Source organism: Pseudomonas sp. WOUb67 (genome assembly GCF_050058005.1).
Classification (GTDB): Bacteria; Pseudomonadota; Gammaproteobacteria; order Pseudomonadales; family Pseudomonadaceae; genus Aquipseudomonas; species Aquipseudomonas putida_R.
In genome coordinates, this window is record NZ_CP170112.1 from 3,720,311 (window position 1) to 3,739,549 (window position 19,239).

Sequence of the window (19,239 nt, forward strand, 5' to 3'; positions counted from 1 at the left end):
CATGCTTTGGACCACGGCCTGCCCTGACTGGTGGCGGCGTCTGGCTGCCAGCGAATCGATCATCCCCGAGCCGCTGTTCCCCCAGGAAGCAGAGGAGAGTCTTGAGGTTTTTAAGGGGCTTCGGATTGTCGATGCCCCAGGTAGCCCAACCATTGAAAGTGCATGTGCCCCATGGGTACTGGCTTTCGCAGGGGCTGTTTTCGGCAGCTACAACAGCGAAACAGGCGAGCGCTTGATTCGGGAGTTCATGCTGTGCATCCCGAAGAAGAACAGCAAGTCGACCATCGCCGCTGCAATCATGCTGACGGCCCTGGTCCGAAACTGGCGGATGTCGGCGGAGTTCATCATCCTCGCTCCGACTAAAGAGATTGCCGACAACGCCTTCGTCCCGGCCAAGGACATGGTCAACAACGACGAGGAGCTGAAGGATCTGCTGCACGTGCAGCCTCACCTTCGGTTGATTACTCACCGGGAGACAGGCGCCACGCTCAAGGTCGTCGCCGCTGACAGCGACGTGGTGGGCGGCAAGAAGGCCGTTGGCGTGTTGATCGACGAGGCCTGGCTGTTTGGCAAAAACCCGAAAGCCGCCGACATGATTCGGGAAGCCACCGGCGGCCTGCTGTCCCGACCGGAAGGCTTCGTTATCTGGCTGACCACTCAATCGAACGAACCGCCCGCTGGTGTGTTTCGGTCGAAACTGAGCTATGCCCGCGGCGTGCGCGATGGCCGCATCGACGACAACCGCTTCTTGCCGGTCATCTACGAATTCTCCAAGGAGATGATCGATAGCGGCGATGCTCGCAAGCCGGAGAACTTCCACCTGGTGAACCCCAATATGGGGTTCTCGGTCGACCGCCCAACGCTTGAGCGCCTGTTCATGCAGGCTGAGATCGATGGTGAAGCGGAGCTGCGCGGCTTCCTGGCCAAACACCTCAACATTGAAATCGGCTTGGCGCTCATGTCTGACGCCTGGGTCGGTGCTGAGTTCTGGGAACCCCAGGCAGCAACCTGGTTGAGCCTGGATGAAATTCTTGAGCGATGTGAAGTCATTGATGTCGGTGGCGATGGTGGCGGGCTGGACGACTTGCTTGGTCTTGCTGTTGTTGGCCGTGAAGCGGGGACTCGTCGCTGGTTACACTGGGCCCATGCCTGGGCACACCCTTCAGTGCTTGAGCGGCGCAAGTCCGAAGCCCCACGTCTCAAGGACCTTGAGGCGATTGGTGACCTGACCCTCGTCAAGCGTATCGGCGACGACGTTGAGGAATTCGCTGCCATCGTCAAACGCATCAACGAGACAGGTCTGCTGGACAAGGTCGGTCTCGATCCAGCGGGAATCGGCTCTGTTCTCGACGCCCTAGCTGATGCCGGGGTCGAAGAAGACAAGATCGTCGGCATCTCTCAGGGCTGGAAGCTCACCGGCGCAATCAAGACAACAGAGCGGAAGCTTGCCGAAGGCACGTTGCTTCACTGTGGGCAGCCCCTCATGGCCTGGTCATGCGGTAACGCCAAAGGCGTGCCGTCGGCCAACGCCTTCTTGATCACCAAGCAGGCCTCGGGTACAGCCAAGATCGACCCGCTTATGGCTACTTTCAACGCCGTTTCTCTGATCAGCCTCAATCCTGAAGGCCGCGGAGGGATGGACAACTTCATGGCTGGTATTCGGGATCCACTCATCGCATGAACGCATTTCACATTTTCATCGCTTGCGCGTTGGTGGCCTTCGTACTGGCATCTGCCGGGGTCTGGATGCTGGCTGGCACCGGCTGGGCTCTGCTGGCCGGATCGCTGAGCTTCTTCTGCATCGCTGGCTTCATCCGCAGAGGGCTTGTCAGTGATTAAAACTTTATCCCAGGCACTGGGCGCTGCTGCCGCCAAGCCTTCAGCCAGTATGAGTGAATGGCTGGGCAAGAATATCAAGCTGTCGGATGGAGGTTTCTGGAGTGCTTTTAACGGTGCCCAGTCCAGTAGTGGTAAGTCAGTCAGCGTTGACAAGGCCATGCGCCTGTCCACGGTGTGGGCATGCGTCCGTATCATCTCGACCTCGGTAGCCGGCTTGCCCTTGAGCATCTACCGGCGGATGCCCGATGGAAGCCGAGAGAGTGCCCGCGATTTCCCGCTGTACGACGTTGTGCACAACAGCCCCAACGAAGACATGGCTGCCTTCCATTTCTGGCAGGCAGTCGTCGCCTCGATGCTGCTGTGGGGCAACGCTTACTGCGAGATCCATCGCTCTGCTGGGCGCGTCATCGCCCTGGACTTCCTGATGCCGTCCAGAGTCGACCTTGAATTCGACGACGATGGACGACTCAGGTATTTCTTCAGGCCCCGAAAGGGAGCCCGCCGAGAGATCCAGCGGCAGGACATGCTGCACATCCCTGCCTTCACCCTGGATGGCCGAGTCGGGCTTTCAGCTATCCGGTACGGCGCGGATGTGTTCGGTTCTGCGATGTCTGCGGACGATGCCGCCAACAGCACCTTCCGCAACGGCATGATGCCCACAGTCGCGTTCTCGGTGGACAAGACGCTTAACCCGGCTCAGCGCGTCGAGTTCCGTGAGTACGTTAAGACAATCTCCGGGGCATTGAATGCCGGCAAGAGCCCAGTGCTTGAGCAGGGCGTGAAGCCGGAAATGATCGGTATCAACCCTGCCGACGCCCAACTGCTGGAGTCGAGAGGGCACAGCGTCGAGGAAATTTGCCGATGGTTTGGCGTTCCCCCCTGGATGGTGATGAAGACCGACAAGGGCAGTAACTGGGGGACCGGCCTCGAGCAACAGCAGATCGCGTTTCTCACGTACTGCATCATGTCCTTCACGGCGCCGATCGAGCAGTGCGTGAACAAGTGGTGCATGACGGCGGTTGACCGGATCAAGTTCTACGCCGAGTACTCACTTGAAGCGTTCCTGCGTGCGGACAGCGCCGGCCGTGCAGCCTATCTCAGCACGATGGGGCAGAACGGCTACATGACCCGAAACGAGGGGCGGCGTAAAGAAAACCTTCCGAGCATGCCGGGTGGCGATGTACTGACCGTGCAATCGAACCTGGTGCCACTTGACCAGTTGGGTAAGCAAAACGATAGCCAGGCCGCAAGGGCCGCTCTGATGAACTGGCTCCAACAGCCGGAAAAGTAAATCACGGGAGTAATCCATGAAACACAAGATCCAGTCTCGCGGCCTGCGCAGCGAGATGAGCCCGCGCGCGCTCGATAAATGGAATCCCGCGATCCAGGCGGCCGTTGAAAACACCTCGGACACCATCACGGTGTACGGCGTGATCGGTGAAGACTGGTACGGCGAGGGCGTCACGCTGAAACGAATCGATGCCGCGCTGCGTGCTATCGGCGAGCGCGACGTCACCGTTTACATCAATTCGCCCGGCGGCGACATGTTCGAAGGCATTGCCATCTACAACCGCCTGCAGGAGCACAGCCATGAGGTCACTACCAAAGTGCTCGGCATGGCTGCCAGCGCTGCATCGATCGTCTTCTTGGCTGGCAAGAAGCGAGAGGTGGCCAGTAGCGCCTTTCTCATGATCCACAACTGCTGGACCTGGCTCGCCGGAAATCGCAACTACCTGCGCGATATCGCCGCCGACATGGAGGAGTTCGACGCCGCGATGGCCGACCTCTATGCCGAGACCAGCGGGCAGCCGGCAGAGGACATGGCCGAGCTGATGGATGACGAAACCTACATCCGTGGCAAGCGTGCCGTGGAGCTTGGCCTAGCCACTGGGCTGTTGTCGTCCACCGAGGTCACCGAGCGCGAAACCGAAGACGCCGCGCAGGCGAACGCGCTCAAGGCCATGGATGTTGCCTTGGCCAGGGGCGGCATGCCTCGCTCCGAGCGCCGAGAACTGTTCGCCAGTTTCAAGTCCGGCATGCGTCGCGCTGCCGGCGGGGGTACGCATAACGCTGCCCTGACCGATAAGCCCAGCGCTGTCGCTCCCGACCTATCAGCCTCCCTGGCGCAGGTCGCAGCAATCTCCAATCTCTTCAAAGGAATTTCGCGATGAGCGACTACGAAAAGCAGTACAGCGAACTGAATGCCAGCCTCAAGGGTATCGGCGATCAAATCAAAGCGCAGGCTGAATCTGTCGAGAAGCAAATCAAAGCTTCTGGCGAGATGAATGCTGAAACTCGCGGTAAGGTTGATGAGCTGCTGACTAAGCAGGGCGAGATTTCGGCGCGCCTGCAAGAGGCTGAGCAGAAGCTTGTGAATGCCAACCGCGACCGTGGCCAGCCTGAGCGTCAGCAGTCGGCCGGTGAAATCGTCGCCGCCTCCAAAGAAATGGAAGGCGTCGATTCTTCTTTCCGCGGCTCCCGCCGCATTTCTGTGACTCGCGCGGCAATTACTTCCGTTCCCGGTTCTGCTGGCGACTTGGTCGGGCCCGACCGCCGTTATGGCATCCAGGCGATTCCGGAGCGTCGCTTGACCATTCGCGATCTGATTGCACCAGGGCAGACGGGCAGCAACTCCGTCGAGTACGTGCAGGAAGAGGGCTTCACCAACAATGCCGCACCAGTAGCGGAGGGCGGTGCTAAGCCTTATTCCGACATCAAGTTCAAGCTGGAGAACGCGCCGGTGCGTACCCTGGCACACCTGTTCAAGGCCAGTCGCCAGATTCTCGACGATGCCCCAGCGCTCAAGAGCTTCATCGACGCCCGTGGTCACTACGGCCTGAAGCTGGCCGAGGAATCGCAACTGCTCTTCGGTAACGGCACTGGCGCGAACATCAGCGGGATTGTCCCCGCCGCTCAAATTTATGCCCCACCTGGCGGCGTAGTGGTCGCCGGCGAGCAGCGCATTGACCGGCTCCGCCTGGCCCTGCTGCAGGCAGAGCTCGCCGAGTTTCCTTCCGATGGCATCGTGCTCAACCCGATCGACTGGGCGATGATCGAGCTGCTGAAGGATGCTCAAGGCCGCTACCTGATAGGCCAGCCCCAAGGCGACACACAGCCGACCCTGTGGCGCCGTCCAGTCGTTTCCACCCAGGCCATGCCGCTCGATGACTTCCTGGTTGGCGCGTTTGGCCTGGGTGCGCAGATCTTTGATCGCATGGACGTTGAAATTCTGATCTCCACCGAGAACGACAAGGACTTCGAAAACAACATGGTCACCGTTCGCGCCGAGCAGCGCTTGGCTCTCGCCATCTATCGCGGCGAAGCCTTTGTCACCGGTCCTCTCACTGGCACGCCGTAACCCTTTCGCAATAGGGCCCCGGTAATGGGGCTCGACTGGAGTACCCCTATGGCACGTAAACAGGAAACACCGGCAGCTGCGGCAGAGGTGAAAGCCCCTGCTTCGTCCCTTGACGGTAATGCTCTTCAGCCGGAAGTCGGCATTTTGTCCAGTTCGTCTGGCGCTCCCCCTCTGCCGGCCACTGGCGACGGCGCTGCTCCTGCAACTGATTCAGGTTCGGTCAAGGAACATGGCCAAGAGCTGACGACGGAGCAGGAGGGCTCTAACGCTGATGCCGGCGCGGCTAGCATCCAGTTGTTCGACCCAACCACGCCAGTTCCAGGTAACGGCAACTCCGAAGCTACCGATCAGGCTGCCCCAGCGGCAAGCGATGGCGGTAGTGATGTCGATCAAGCCGTGGGCGAAGTTGATCCTGCAACCAACCCCAACCCTGTCGCTGTTCTGGTTTATCCGATGCGCTCCTACATGGACGACGGTGAGCTCCGCCGTCGTGGCGGTCCGGTTTACTCGGTGCCTCGCCGGCATGCTCAAGAGTTGGTACAGCGGAAGCTGGCATCGTTCGAGCCGCTGAAGGAGTGACGTTATGCCGGTCATCAGCATGACTATCGCCCGGCATCACCTGCGGGACCCCGACGACGATGACGATTACCTGGAGCTGCTGATCGAGGCGGCCGAAGGGCAGGCGATGGACTATCTGAACCGTCGTTTTTACGCCGACCAGCAGGCGCTGGATGAGGCTGTCGCCGCCGGGGATGCTGGCGAGTCTCCCATGGTCTGCAACAAGCAGATCAAGGCTGCCTGTTTGCTGATCCTCGGCCACCTTTACGCGAACCGTGAGGACGTTGTGATCGGGACCATTGCCACCGAGCTGCCAAGAGGCTCTGGGGCTCTCCTGACGCCACACCGGGTTGGGTGGGGCGTATGAGGGCCGGCCCGCTGCGCCACAAATGTAGTCTTCAGCATTGCACTTTGGTGCCTGAACCTGGAGGCGGCAGTGATGAGGTGTGGACGGTTCTCATTGAATCCCTATGGGCCGAGATCGGCCTACCCACTGGGCGGCTCCAGCCGGTTGCCGACCAGGTGCAGGCCGTAGTCACCGCCGAAATCAAAGTCCGCTACTCGCGCAAGTTTGCTGCAGGAATGCGCCTAGTGCACAAGTCCACTGGTGATACCTACCTAATTGAAGCGGCGCTCCCGGGCAATCAGCGCGACATGCTCCGGCTGCTGTGTTCCAACGTCATCAACCCATGAGGAGAACCCCATGAAAGTAAGAGCCCTGGCCAACATTTCTGGCCCGATGGGTCGCAAGACTATTGGCGATACCTTCGATGTCAAGGCAGAGGAAGGCCGCGTACTGATCGAGAACCGGCAGGCCGAGGAGGTATCGTCGCCTGACAAAACTTCTTCCGCGCCGAAGCGCGCAGGCTCCGACCAGGAGGCCTGACATGGCGCGCCGCTCTCGGATGTCCGGCGATTTCAAGCTGCGCAAGTTATTGCGCACTATTCACCAGACTGTCGACAACGAAGTGCGGGCGGCAATGCAAAATGGCGCTGAAAAGATCTTGGGCAGCATGAGGGAATTCATCCCCAAGGACACCGGCGCAGGAGCCAGTGCATTGACCGCTTACGTGGCCAAGAGCGGTCTGGATGCGCAAATCGGATTGCGTGGCAAAAAGGCTAACCGCAGGTATTTCTATCTACGTTTCCTCGAATACGGCACGAAGGGCTACTCAGGTGGCAAGCGCGCCGGGAATCGAACTCAGCGAACAGCCAACAAGACCAATGGGGACCATTGGTACGGGAAGCACCCTGATATCCCGGCCATGCCTGCGCACCCCTGGCTCAGGCCAGCTATGGACGTGAACCGAGAAGTTGTCCTCGCGGATATCCATGCTGCTGTTGGACGAACGCTACAGAAGGCATCGAAGGGAGGTTGAAGTGGCCGATCCATCGTTTGCCCTGCAGGTCGCTCTGCACAGCAGGTTGTCTTCCGGGCTGCCATGCCCGGTGCACGACGGCGTGCCGGAAAATTCGCCATTCCCGTACGTCACCATCGACAGCGCTATCGCTGATGAGGCCGACTTCCTGGCTAGTCGCAAAGATCAGCGCTTCCTGTACCTCTCTGTCTGGAGTCAATACCGGGGCCAGAAGGAAGTGCACGAGATCATGTCAGCTATCGATGCCTTGTTGCACAACCAGCCAGTACCGCTGAGCACCGGGCACGTTGTTTCCATGCAGGTGAAGCGCAAACAGACAAGCCGTGAGCCTGACGGGGTCACCTACCAAGGTGCCGTGACCCTCCGCGTCATCACCCAGCACTGATTTATCACTGAACCCGCCGCGTTGCGGCATTCACCTGTCCCAGGAGGACTACCCATGCCTGTTACTACCGCAGCCGGCACTCGAATCTACATCGGGCCGCGCCTTACCGCCGACCTGCCCAAGGACCTGGCTGCCGCCAAGACCCTGCTGGTAGGCATTACCTACACCCAAATCGGCGAAGTCGAGAATATCGGCGACTACGGCGACGAAGTGGGCGACGTTACCTTTGCCGCCCTTGCCGACTCGAGAACCCGTCACTTGAAAGGCCTAGCCGATGCCGGCTCAGTCGATCTCTCCATCGGTTTGCTGGACGACGACGCCGGTCAGATTGCGCTGCAGGCTGCCCAGAAGGATCGAAGCCGCTTCGATTACCCGATCAAGGTCGAGTACGAAAGCGGCTACGTGGACTACTTCGCCGCCAAGGTGATGTCGTCTCGCAAGCAGGTTGGTGGCGCCGAAGACGTGCTCAAGCGCGCTGTCACCATCGGCATCAACTCCGAGATCATCGAAGTCGAACCGACTCCGTGACCTCAGCCTGAGGCGCCTCCGGCTGGTCGCGCCTTTTTTGCTCAGTAGCCAATACCAAGGAAACCGCAATGTCCAAGACCAATCACGGCACCGTCACCGTCGAGGCCGGCAGCGACAGCTTCACCCTGAAGTCCACCCTGCGCGCTGTTCGAGCGCTGGAGAACCGCTTCGGCGGTATTCTCCCAGCCATGCAGCAGCTGGGCGCCGGCAACGTCACTGCCACTGCCTTCATCATCGCTGCCGGTGCTGGCATCGACACCAACAAGCGCAAAGAGCTCGAAGCGGTGGAAGAGGCCGTGTTCGAAGGCGGCGTGAACAAGGTTGGCAGCCAGGTGCTGCCGTTTGTACGGGCACTGCTTAACCCCGGCGGCAAGACTGACGAAGAACTCGAAGAATCGCAGGGAAACGAACCGAGCGATCCGGCAACGGCAGCTACGTCGACGAACTCTACGGAATAGCCACCGGCTGGTTGGGATGGTCGCCTCGTGATGCCTGGGATACCCCGGTGGTCGAGATCATCCTGGCCTGGGAAGCGAAAGCTGACTTCCTAAAAAAAACCAATCCGTTCGGCCGGCCGGAGACACAGCCCTCCAAGGCGGCGGTTGCCAAAGACCTTCGGCGTGGCTTGCGGGGGGCTGCCGCGTCTCGTCCGGCGGCTAACCATTGACCCGCCCAGGCGGGTTTTTTATCGCCTGGGGGAAACATGGCAGATACTGACGTTCAGGGCATGCTGGTCCGCATCGAGGCTACCACGGCCCAGCTTCGGCAAGAGATTGCGCGCGGCGAATCAGCGGTGGCGTCGACCTCGAAGAAAATGGACGCGAGCCTTTCCCGGGTCGATGACGCGTTTGACCGGGTGGGCGAGAGCGCGGAAAGCGCTGGCGGCCTGCTGAAAAGTGCGCTGGCGGCAGCTGTAGGTGCTGTATCCGTCAGTTCGATTCTCAAGGCTGCTGACTCCTACTCCCAGATGTCGGATCGTATCGGCCTGGCAACAAAGAGCTTCGGCGAGTACAGCGCCGTTCAGGACAGGCTTCTGGCCACGGCGAACCGGACCTATCGCCCGCTGGAGGAGGCTCAAGAGCTTTACATCCGTACGGCTGACAGCCTGCGCTCGATGGGGCTCAGCGCCGATGAGTCAATGGATGTCATGGATAGCTTCAGCTATCTGCTGGTGACCAACTCTGCTTCCGTAGATAAGGCCAGTTCGGCCATTGACGCATACTCCAAGGCGCTTCAGACCGGGAAGATCGACGCCGACGGCTGGCAGTCCATCCTCGGGGCGATGCCTACCGTAGTGGACACCATTGCAGAGGCTACAGGGAAAAGCGCAGAGGAAATCCGTAGCCTTGGTGCTCAGGGCAAGCTGAGTCTCGACACCCTCACCGAAGGCCTACAGAAGAGCGCAGTGGCCAATGGGCTTCTGGCTGACAGCATGGGGGTCGCGGTCCGCGATGCCCTGACCGCCCTCAACAACGCTTTCACCGTGTACGTGGGCCAGCTGAATGAGTCAACGGACCTCACTGGGGTGCTTGCGTCTGGCATCTCGGCGCTGGCGGAGAACTTCGGCACTATTGCCGAAGTAGCAGGAGTTGCTGCAGCAGGTGCATTGGCCGTTTATGCGCGATCGTTGGCTACGTCCGCAGCAGGCTCTGTGCTGGCTACCAAGGCAGCCATTGAAGATGCCATGGCCCGTCGCGCTCAAGCTGCAAGCGTTCTGCTTGCCGCCCAGGCGGATCAGAGGAAAGCGCAGACCGCAGTCTTCTTGGCCGAGAAAGAACTGGCCGCGTCGAAGACGCGCATCAGCGGCATGGCAGTTGAAAAACAGCTTGCACTTCAGCTTGCAGAAGCGCGGATGGCCGAGACGCGGGCTACTGCTGCCGTCGGTGTTGCCCAGGGTGCTATCGTCGGTACTGGCCGTACCTTGCTCGGGCTGCTAGGTGGCCCTGCAGGTATTGCGATGCTGGCTGTGGGTGCCGCCACAGCATTTCTGACGCTGCGAGACAACACTGGCTCCCTGGAAAAAAAGCTCGGGGATCTGGCCGACCCAGTGGACAAGCTCGCCGAGCGCTTCAACAAGCTCAACAAGGCGACTCAGTCCGTCACACTGCGCGAGCTCCAGGCGAGCATTGAAGAAACGCAGGACAAGCTGTCCCAGATGTCTGGGGCGATGGCGGATAAGTTCGAGTCCGATCTTCGAAACATGGGCGCCGCCGGCGCTGACGGCTTGATGGCCGGGCTAATCCCGCTGCCGGCCGAAGCGCAATCTGCGCTGGACCTGGTACGGAAGGCCTCCCAAAACCAGGCCGCCGGTATCGCTGTAGATTGGAAGGCGGTCGCCGACCAATTGCGGGTGATGCCCGGGGTGACAGAGGAGATGGCGCGGGCTCTTGAGTCCAGCCAGCAACCGGTCACCGAGCTTTCTTCGCTGCTTCAGAATCAGAAGCAGGCATTCGCCGAGCTAACTGGTGCGACGGACGATAACACCCGTGCAGAGCGTGAAAATGCTGCTGCCAAGGCAACGGCAGCCGGGGAGGGGCAGAAGTACCTGGAGCAGCTGCAAAAGCAGGTCGCCACCTCGCAGGACAAGACGGCTCTCCAGGCGGCGAACCGGTTTATCGCTGAGAACACGCTGCTCACTGACGAAATGGTGGTAGCAATTCGTTCGGCGGCCGCGGCAAAAGATGCCCAAAAAGCTGCCGACGCTGCGGCAACCAAGGCGAACCAAGATGGCGCTAGTGCTGCCAAAGAGGCTGCCACTCAAGCGAAGAACCAAGCCAAAGCTTTAACGGATCTCAAGACGCAAGCAGATATCGCAATCAAGTCGGCCGAGGGGCTTGCGGCCGCCTATCAGTCTGGGACTGATCGTACTCGCGAGTTTGCGCTTCAACAGAAAGTGGAGGAAGCGATCCTCAGAACGGGTGCCAGCGTTCGTGACGCCGTTACCGCCGCGATCCAGAAGCAGATGGACGCCGAGGACAGCCTGGCCATCAGCAAGCAGGCTTTCGATCTAGAGAAAGAATCCGCTGACCAGGTAGCGCTGGCCAAAGCCACGCTTCAGGGTGCCGACGCGCTCGAAGCCTACAACGTCCAGAAGGCGATGCAGGTTGCTCTGGCAGGCAAGAACATTGCGGTCGGCAGCAAAGAGTATGAACAGTTGCTGGCTGCAACCAAGGCCCAGCAAGCCGCGGTGAAGGTGGCGAAAAAAGCGGCCGACGCCGGCAGTATTATGGATCGACTGTATCCCGAGCAAAAGCTGCTGCGCGAATACACAGAGGGGCAGGAGGCCTTGAACAAGGCCATGGAGTTGGCCCCAGAGAGAACTTCCGAGTATCAGGCAGCCTTACGTCTTCTTGGGCTTGAGTTCGAGCAAAATAAGAGTGCCGCCACTGCCTGGGGCAAATTCACGGAGGCCGCAGTCGACCGGGTGGATGACGCGTTTGCAAATGCCTGGAAAAACATCGGAAATGGCTTTGACGGTTTCGCGACGAACCTGAAGGAAGGCTTCAAGCAGTTGCTGGCCGAACTGGCGCACATGGCGATTACCCGGCCTATCGTGATGCAAATTGGGGCCGCGCTGGGCGTTGGGGGGCTGTCAGCTCAAACAAGCGGGCTGTTTGGCGGCTCGGCCGCAGGGGGAGGATTGAGCCTTTCCAGCCTGTGGTCGATGGGAAACAGCGCTTACAGTGCGGTCACTTCGGGCTTTGGCGCTGCGGTCTCCGCCGGCTGGACCGCTGGTGAAGGCTTCCTTGGCGGGTTGCAGGGGGCTATCAGTGGTGGCTACGGCTACCTCAGTAATAGTATCGGCGGCCTCTTCAGTGGTGCTGGTACGGCTGCAGGCGCTGGTAACGTCGGGTTTGGCCTGGGGCAATCCTTGGTTTCCGGCGGGGTCGGGTCTAGCGGTGCGGCAGCGGGGTCGGGTGCGAGCTATGCCACCGGTGCCGGTGGCGCGACTGCCCTTGGTGGCGCACTGGCAGGCATCGGCGGCGCACTGTATGGCTATGGCCAGTCGGGCCTGAAGGGTGCCGCCACGGGCGCAGCAGGTGGCGTCGGTGGTTACTATGCGGGCGCCGCGATTGGTTCTCTCGTTGGGCCGCTTGGCACCGTTATTGGTGGCGTCATCGGTTCGGCCCTTGGGAGTTTTGTGGGCGGCTCGCTCTTCGGTGGGAGCTGGCAAACCAAGGACACCGGACTGGCACTGGGCGTTACCGGCGGCGAGTTCACGGGGCAGCAGTACGAGTACCAAAAAAAGAAGGGCGGCCTGTTCGGGAAGAACAAAAAGCGCACGCGTTATTCGGGTCTCGATCCAGAGGTCGCGTCAGCCCTCCAGGCCACCTATGACGCCACCGAGGAATCTGTGGTCGATCTGCTTGGGCGCATCGGCGTCTCGGTTGGAGATGGCGCGTTCGCAGGGCTCAACATCGCCAAGCAGCAGATTTCGACCAAAGGCAAGTCCGAGACAGAGATCCAGGAGGAGATCGCCAAGCTGTTCAGCGGTTTCGCTGATCAGATGATCACCTTCATCGACCAAGGAGTGGGTGGGTTCGGCTACAGCTTTGCCGAACTGGGTGAGCGTATCGCCGTTTTCGAGAGCTTCAACAAGTCGCTCGGCCTGATCGACGTAACGATGATGGGCCTGTCCGCGCAGTCTATGGAGTTGGCCAACGCGATGGTCGCGGCGGCCGGCGGCTTGGAAACCTACACCCAGAACCTGAACACCTACTTTGGCGCGTTCTTCAGTGAGTCGGAAAGGGCGGACAAGACGCTTGAGGCGGTACGGCAGCAGTTCAAGGATATGAATGTGGCCCTGCCGGAAACCCGGGAGGGTTACCGCAAGGTCATCGAAGCGCTCGACCTCACCACCGAGACTGGTCAGCAGATGTACCTGACCCTGATCGGCGCGGCCGGCGCTGCGGCAGAGGCGTATAACATCCTTGAGGCGAGGGCCAACGCAGCGGCTCAGGCGTTCACTGATAGCCTGGGCGACTACCTCAGCTCGTTCTTTAGCGAAGCGGAGAAGGCCGATACCGCGCTCGCACTGGTGCAGCAGCAGTTCAAGGACATGAACGTCACGCTGCCGGAAACCCGGGAGGGCTACCGTAAAATTGTGGAAGCGTTGGACCTCACCACCGAAACCGGTCACCAGATGTACCTGACCCTAATCGGGGCGGCCGGCTCCGCCGCTCAGGCCTACGATATTCTGGAGGCCAGGTCGGCAGCCGCGGCCCAGGCGACGCAGGAAAAGGTGACGGCAGCAGTAAACGCCGCCTTGAGCTCGGTCCAGCGGGCCGTCAACGCGCAGAAAGCGGCGGTCACCGAGGCATACAATGCTCAGGTCGCATCGTTGAACGACATGTCGCAGACGGCCCAGCAGGCCGTCAGTGATCTGACCTCCGTTGGTTCCAGCCTCAGCAATGCCCTGAAGTCCCTGCGCGGCGATAGCGACGATGCTGTGAAAATGCTCCGAGCCCAGGCTCTGGCAACGCTGAATAGCGCGCTGGCGACGGAGCGGGCAGGTAAGTCGTTGGCCGGCATCACAGGCCTGGACGATGCGCTGGCCGTTGTCAGCCAGAACACCACCGAAGCCTACGCCTCGCTGGAGGCCTACAACCGGGACCAAGGGCGCACAGCCAATGTCGTCAGCCAGCTGGAAGCCGCCAACGGCAAACAGCTTACCGCTGCCGAGAAGTCTGTGCAGAGCTTGCAGACCCGTATCGAGCAGGCCAAGAAATCCTATGACCTGCAGATTGCGCAGTATGACGCACAGCTCACCTTGGCTCAGGCTCAAATCGACGCGCTCAACGGCGTGGACAATTCGGTCGTTTCGGTGGCGGCCGCGGTCAACGGCCTTAGCCAGGCTGTTATAGCGGCCTTGTCGGTCAAGGATGACGCAGCTGCCCAGCAGAACACCTATGACAACAACGCCGAAATCGTGCGCGCAGTTTACCGGTCGGTGCTTGGCCGAGAAGCAGAGGCCGGAGGATTAGAAAACTGGACCAGGCTCCTGGCTGGTGGCTCGTTGACCTACGACGAGCTTGTCCAGGCAATTGCCACCTCCGGCCGGGCCAATGGCGAAAACATCAAGATCCCTGGTTTTGCTAGTGGCGGTAGCTTCGGCGGCGGTTTGCGCCTGGTTGGCGAGCGCGGTCCGGAGCTGGAGGTCACGGGTCCAAGTCGGATCTACAACGCCAACCAAACCGCTGCGATGCTCAACGGCGGGCAGGGGGATGTGACCGCTGCCGAGGTGCGCGAGCTCCGCGCCGAGCTTAAGTCTGCGCTGTTCGCGATTGCCAAGTACACCCAGAAAGCCGCCAAGAACACTGATCTTCTACCGCAGAAACTGGAACAGGAGCTGTATCCGTGAGGATCATTGAGCCCGTCGAAATCACCCCTGCGCTGGCGGTGATGGAGGCGTTTTTGGTGCAGCCCAGCGCTGAACCCTTGGTGGTTCAGGTTGGGCAGGCTTTTCAGGTGGCATCGCTTCTGACCAATGTGCCTGAGGCGGATCATCCGGTGTGGCTATCGACCAAGTCGTATGCGGTCGGCGATGTCGTCATGCTTGAGCACCGCAATTATGAGGCGCTCGTTGCAAACACCAACAAGAACCCGGCCGGTGTTGGAGCAGACCCGCCCAACTGGCTGGACCTCGGCCCTACCAACCGATGGCGCATGTTTGACGACAAGATCGGTACCCAGACCACCAACCCCGAGAGCATCGAGCTGACCATTGCCCCGGGGCGCGCGGTTGATTCGCTGGCATTCTTTGGCCTGGATGCAGCGTCCATCTACGTCAGGGTAGTCGACCCCTATCAAGGCATCGTCTACGAGTCGAGCGTGTCGCCGGTTTCTACCGACGGTATCAATGACTGGTACGACTACTTCTTCACGCCTGTCGAGGTGAACGAGGACTTTGTACTGCTGGGGGTGCCGGCGGGTAGTTACGGCTCTATCGAGATCAACATTGCCAAGCCTGGGGGGACGGCCAGGGTGGGGGCGCTGATACTCGGCAAGGCTGCTGTATTGGGTGAAGCGTTATACGGGACCTCGGTGGGGATCACCGACTACAGCCGCAAAGATCGGGACGATTTCGGAAACGTGGTCATTGTGGAGCGCGGCTACTCAAAGCGCGCCGAGTTCGATGTGATCGTTCAAACCAGTCAGGTTTCCCAGGTTCAGCGCTTGCTCAGCAAATACCGGGCAAAGCCGCTGGTGTGGATCGGGGAGGCCAGCTACCAGTCCACCATCCTCTACGGCTACTACAAGGAATTCAACTTGGTCATCAGCGGCCCGACGGCGTCGGACTGCTCCATTTCTGTCGAAGGACTCATCTGATGGCTACACCAACCATTACCCCGCTACCGGAGGCGCCCAGCCGGCAGAATTCTGCCGGCACATTCGCCACCCTTGCGGATAACTTCATGGCTGCTCTCCCGGTTTTCGGCGACCAGATGAACCAGGTCGTTGATTATGTGACTGAGCAGGCCGAGGCTGCGGAAGATAGCGCCCAGGCAGCCTCCGCCAACGGCGCTGTTCAGGTTGACCTTGCGGCGCAGCGGGCTTCTGCAGCAGCTTCGAGTGCTCAGACAGCCAGTCAGCAGGCGGCCAATTCAAAGTCTCAAGCTGATAGCGCCAAGGGTTATCGCGACACTGCTCAGGCCGCTGCCGCCGCAGCGCAAGCTTCAGCCGGGCTGCCAGCCGTTTCTGGAAAGGGCGGACTTCCGCTGGTTGCCAAGCCAGATGGAAGTGGCGTCGAGTACTCAGGAAGCCTGAAGCGATATGACTTGGATCTTGCCGCGGCCACTGCCGTCCTTGATGTAAATTCCGGGCAAGTGTTCCGGATCAATGCCAGCCAGCCACGAGCTCTGACCTTCTCTGGCGTACCCGCTGCAAACAGGGCCATGACCGTCGTGCTGCACATCACCGGGAAGTCCAACATCACCTGGCCAGCCGGCATTCAGTGGAACAACAGCCAGGTGCCAGTACTGGGTAATGCCTGGACAACGGTGATCCTCATTTGGGTAGGCGAGGGGTGGGTCGGCTCGGTGGGGGCTCGCTCATGATCGAGGCAGCATTGATGGGAGGGGCTCTTCCCGGCCCTTGGTCGGTATGGCGTTTCATTGGCTCTACTGGCCTTCTTTCCAGCGGACTGGGAGCGGTCGAGGCCAAGTTTCCCGCCGGGATCCAGGAGGATGACCTGGTTGTCGCTATCATGTCGCCGCTCAACGAGACCGTCGCAACCTCGATGAGAGCGGAAGGGTGGAGCCACTGGGCCGGCGGCAACCAGGATTATGTATGCACTGCGCGGTACGTGCCGGGCCTAGCGTTGCCTCGGTATACCCGAGCCTCATCGAACTCAATCTTCGTTGCTGTCTTGGTGTTCCGTGCGCCTGGCTGGACGAGTGTGAAGCTCGAAGCGCATAACTCACCGGCTGCAGCCATTGAGGTGACGACGAAATTGCAGAACGAGCTTCTGCTCTGTGTGGGCGTAACGCCGAAAACCACCCGCGGCTGGGCTGGGAACATGGTAGGGGCAGATCCAACCGCGAGAGTTGAGCGCGTTCTCGCACCGGCCATGCAGGTCTACTCCGCCAACGTCGATTTTCCAAGGAAGGTAACAGGGATCTCCGTAGACGCGCTGTCAGGTGCCGAGCGAAACCTGATCCTAACCGTGTCCTGACACACGAACTTCTTCCAAACCGCCAATCGGCGGTTTTTTTGTGCCCGGAGAAAACCCATGGCCTACAACAGCGCCCATTCAGGGCCGGAGATCGACGCTGCTGTCGAGATGCTCAGTCAGGTCCAGCACGCACGTGACTCGACAAAACAAGACCTGGCTGAGGTGAAGATCCTCGCTGGCGAAGTTCGCCTCAATGCCCGGCAGGTGGCCGCGAATACCGCCATCGTTGAAGAGAAAGCCGCTCAGGTCGTCTCGATTGCAGACGCGGTGGAGCAGGCGAGAGTTGAGGTCGAAGCTGCAACGCTGGCCGCTGAAGCCTCCAAAGACGCCGCTGCCCTATCGGCGTCTTCTGCTCAGCAGAGCCAAGAGGCGGCAAGTGCCAGCGAGCACGCCGCCGGACAAAGCCAGCTTGCGGCCGGTGTATCTGAGCAGGTGTCGGCGGAGAGTGCGGATATCGCAGTCACTGCGGCTGAACAGTCATCGGCCGAGCGAGTGCTCGCTCAAGTCAGCGCAGAAAGCGCCAGGATCAGCGCGGAGAATGCTCAGGCAGTGGTTACCGGTGGAACAGCCACCGTCAACCCTGAACCCGGGAAAATTCCGCTCGCCGATTATCGAGGGAAGATTGATCAGGACTGGCTACCTGATGAAATCGCTCGATCGGCAACTGTAGAAGTGGTGGCTGAGGCCGCGAGCTCAGCGGTCGATATTGCCTCCGAGGCAGCGGCCCGAACTCAGAGCTTTCTGCAGCCGTCCCCTGAGCCTCCTGTCCTGCGCGACGACGGCTTACCCCTGCAAATAGGTGATCGCTACACCAATACTGTTGAGCAGGCGGAGTACATCTACAAGCAGGGCGGATGGGCTCTAAATGACAGCTTGGTCGCCTTTGAGGAGCTCCGCGTTGAAACTGAGCAGATCAAAGCCGATCAGGTAAAGCCTCTCGCAAACTATGACGACCTGAACACCTTCACTCACCAGTCGGCGTTGGTGATGATCACCGACGATGAGCAGTACGGAATCTTCAAGCGCCGCATCGGGGACACGGTATCCGATCTAGTCCCGGGAATGGTGCTTCAGGACGGTGCGGGCGTTCGATACTTCCGGCTTTTCGAAAACAGGGTAAGGGCTGAGTGGTTTGGTGCCGTCGGTGACGGTGTGACCGACGACTTTCCTGCCTTGTCAGCTATGGCCGCATTCTGCCGGAACAACCGGGTCGCCTGCGAGTTCGAGTCAAAGACTTATTACACCACTGGCGATCTTGATCCCGCTGGCTTGCAGCTGAAGGGTGCGGGCACCGGCTACCAGGGTCGAAAGGGCACCATCCTCAAAGGGAGCGGAGCGAATAAGGTAATCAGGCAAGCGCTCACTGGCCTTGATTTCGTCACCTTTAGCATTGAAAACCTGCAGATTGCAGATGCTGCGCTCGGCATGTCCTTCGCCTATGCGGTTCACGGCCGCGTGGATAACGTATGGATTGTGAACTGCACCAAGGGTCTTGAGGTTGGCCAAGCTGGTGTTCTTGGTCCGCTATGGTGCAAATTCACCAACGTGCATGTTTATGCGAATGGCGGTCTGGCCCTCGACATCCAGGGAACGGATTTTGCCAATGCGGACATGTTCGATACCTGTACTTTCCACAGCACGGGAGTATTTGTTGGTCGAATTGGTACTAGCTCAGGTTTTGGCGCAGTCGCAATTAACTTCCTAAATTCCGAGGTTTATGGAAGCGGTGGCGGTATCGAGTTAATTCGAACCATGTCCGTGAACTTTCATAACGGTTACTGGGAGACCTTTTCCCCCCCGATTTGTATCAACGGTAACTCTGTGGGGGTATCGTTTACCGGGGCCAACACATGGGGAGGCCTTCGCGCTAGTAATCCAACCGGGAAGAAAGGATTCATCCATCACAAATCTGGATCGTGCACACTTTCATCTAGTGGCGGGACCATCGCACTAAACGCTGGGGAGGAATACAACGACCTCAGATACATCGTGTCAGACTCACCAAGCACTTTGACCATTCGCATGATGGATCCTCCGGCGCGCCAAGTAGCATCAACCGGGTTCCGCAACTTTGGTGAAGGCCTTCCCACTAGCCTGTGCACCGTCAGCCACCAAGATATCTACACCCCTGAGCTGTACATCGGAGGAGTGTCGACGAGCGTAGGCAATGGAACCTTGACGGGGGCCATCACATTCGCTGGCCGATCCGCCACGGTCGTTGGTGTTCTGACAATTGGATCGTCAACTGTTCTTCCGGCCGGCGTCATACAGATCACCGTACCTATTGCCGAGCGTGCTGCAGATGCGGAGCGTGCTATGGGCATCTGCCGCATCTTCGATAACGGTGTGGGATCGTATGTTGGGGCGTGCGAGCTTGTGACCGGATCTGACAAGCTTACTTTCTATCCAGGAGGGGGCTCGCCGAATGCGGTACAGAACAACGCCCCTATGGTGTGGGCGGCAGGGGACGTTCTGCGCTTTAGCATCACTTACAACTTCTGATCATCTTAAGTCCGCC

Annotated in this window: 18 protein-coding genes; all 18 read left to right on the top strand. The window is 59.9% G+C overall.

The features are described from left to right. Nucleotide 1: 1 nt before the first annotated feature. The 18 genes from ABOC32_RS16740 to ABOC32_RS16825 all read left to right on the top strand — a co-directional run bounded on the left by ABOC32_RS16740 (nucleotide 2) and on the right by ABOC32_RS16825 (nucleotide 19,223). A complete protein-coding gene (locus ABOC32_RS16740) occupies nucleotides 2–1,681 on the top strand; it encodes a terminase large subunit (RefSeq protein WP_426808022.1) in 1,680 nt (559 codons plus the stop codon). Next, entirely contained in the window at nucleotides 1,678–1,839 is a 162-nt protein-coding gene (locus tag ABOC32_RS16745) for a hypothetical protein (protein WP_426808023.1), read from the top strand. The genes ABOC32_RS16740 and ABOC32_RS16745 overlap by 4 nt, the downstream gene beginning before the upstream one ends. Next, complete coding sequence (locus tag ABOC32_RS16750) at nucleotides 1,832–3,130, top strand: phage portal protein (RefSeq protein ID WP_426808024.1); 1,299 nt, start codon at nucleotides 1,832–1,834, stop codon at nucleotides 3,128–3,130. Before ABOC32_RS16745 ends, ABOC32_RS16750 begins: the two co-directional genes overlap by 8 nt. A 16-nt stretch (nucleotides 3,131–3,146) precedes the next feature. Continuing rightward, a complete protein-coding gene (locus ABOC32_RS16755) occupies nucleotides 3,147–4,010 on the top strand; it encodes a head maturation protease, ClpP-related (RefSeq protein ID WP_426808025.1) in 864 nt (287 codons plus the stop codon). After that, a complete protein-coding gene (locus ABOC32_RS16760; protein WP_426808026.1) occupies nucleotides 4,007–5,197 on the top strand; it encodes a phage major capsid protein in 1,191 nt (396 codons plus the stop codon). Before ABOC32_RS16755 ends, ABOC32_RS16760 begins: the two co-directional genes overlap by 4 nt. A gap of 48 nt (nucleotides 5,198–5,245) precedes the next feature. Continuing rightward, entirely contained in the window at nucleotides 5,246–5,776 is a 531-nt protein-coding gene (locus ABOC32_RS16765) for a hypothetical protein (RefSeq protein ID WP_426808027.1), read from the top strand. Between the two features lie 4 nt (nucleotides 5,777–5,780). Then, nucleotides 5,781–6,122, top strand: a complete 342-nt coding sequence (locus ABOC32_RS16770; RefSeq protein ID WP_426808028.1) for a head-tail connector protein — start codon at nucleotides 5,781–5,783, stop codon at nucleotides 6,120–6,122. Next, nucleotides 6,119–6,448 carry a phage head closure protein gene (locus tag ABOC32_RS16775; protein ID WP_426808029.1) on the top strand — a complete coding sequence of 110 codons (330 nt, stop codon included), beginning with the start codon at nucleotides 6,119–6,121 and terminating at the stop codon, nucleotides 6,446–6,448. Before ABOC32_RS16770 ends, ABOC32_RS16775 begins: the two co-directional genes overlap by 4 nt. A 10-nt stretch (nucleotides 6,449–6,458) precedes the next feature. After that, on the top strand, nucleotides 6,459–6,641 hold the full coding sequence (locus tag ABOC32_RS16780) for a hypothetical protein (protein WP_426808030.1): 183 nt from the start codon (nucleotides 6,459–6,461) through the stop codon (nucleotides 6,639–6,641). A 1-nt stretch (nucleotide 6,642) separates the two neighbouring features. Then, nucleotides 6,643–7,134, top strand: coding sequence for an HK97-gp10 family putative phage morphogenesis protein (locus ABOC32_RS16785; protein WP_426808031.1), 492 nt, complete (start codon nucleotides 6,643–6,645; stop codon nucleotides 7,132–7,134). A 1-nt stretch (nucleotide 7,135) separates the two neighbouring features. Then, a complete protein-coding gene (locus ABOC32_RS16790) occupies nucleotides 7,136–7,519 on the top strand; it encodes a DUF3168 domain-containing protein (protein WP_426808032.1) in 384 nt (127 codons plus the stop codon). A 54-nt stretch (nucleotides 7,520–7,573) separates the two neighbouring features. After that, nucleotides 7,574–8,047 (top strand): phage tail tube protein, encoded by a 474-nt coding sequence (locus ABOC32_RS16795; RefSeq protein WP_084966358.1) that lies wholly within the window; start codon nucleotides 7,574–7,576, stop codon nucleotides 8,045–8,047. A gap of 68 nt (nucleotides 8,048–8,115) precedes the next feature. Continuing rightward, nucleotides 8,116–8,505 (top strand): hypothetical protein, encoded by a 390-nt coding sequence (locus ABOC32_RS16800; protein ID WP_084966357.1) that lies wholly within the window; start codon nucleotides 8,116–8,118, stop codon nucleotides 8,503–8,505. 245 nt (nucleotides 8,506–8,750) lie between these two features. Continuing rightward, entirely contained in the window at nucleotides 8,751–14,408 is a 5,658-nt protein-coding gene (locus tag ABOC32_RS16805) for a tape measure protein (protein ID WP_426808033.1), read from the top strand. Beyond that, complete coding sequence (locus ABOC32_RS16810) at nucleotides 14,405–15,376, top strand: hypothetical protein (protein ID WP_426808034.1); 972 nt, start codon at nucleotides 14,405–14,407, stop codon at nucleotides 15,374–15,376. Before ABOC32_RS16805 ends, ABOC32_RS16810 begins: the two co-directional genes overlap by 4 nt. After that, nucleotides 15,376–16,104 (top strand): hypothetical protein, encoded by a 729-nt coding sequence (locus tag ABOC32_RS16815; RefSeq protein ID WP_426808035.1) that lies wholly within the window; start codon nucleotides 15,376–15,378, stop codon nucleotides 16,102–16,104. The genes ABOC32_RS16810 and ABOC32_RS16815 overlap by 1 nt, the downstream gene beginning before the upstream one ends. Beyond that, on the top strand, nucleotides 16,101–16,721 hold the full coding sequence (locus tag ABOC32_RS16820) for a hypothetical protein (RefSeq protein WP_426808036.1): 621 nt from the start codon (nucleotides 16,101–16,103) through the stop codon (nucleotides 16,719–16,721). The genes ABOC32_RS16815 and ABOC32_RS16820 overlap by 4 nt, the downstream gene beginning before the upstream one ends. 57 nt (nucleotides 16,722–16,778) lie before the next feature. Continuing rightward, complete coding sequence (locus ABOC32_RS16825; protein WP_426808037.1) at nucleotides 16,779–19,223, top strand: hypothetical protein; 2,445 nt, start codon at nucleotides 16,779–16,781, stop codon at nucleotides 19,221–19,223. The last annotated feature ends 16 nt before the right edge of the window (nucleotides 19,224–19,239 follow it).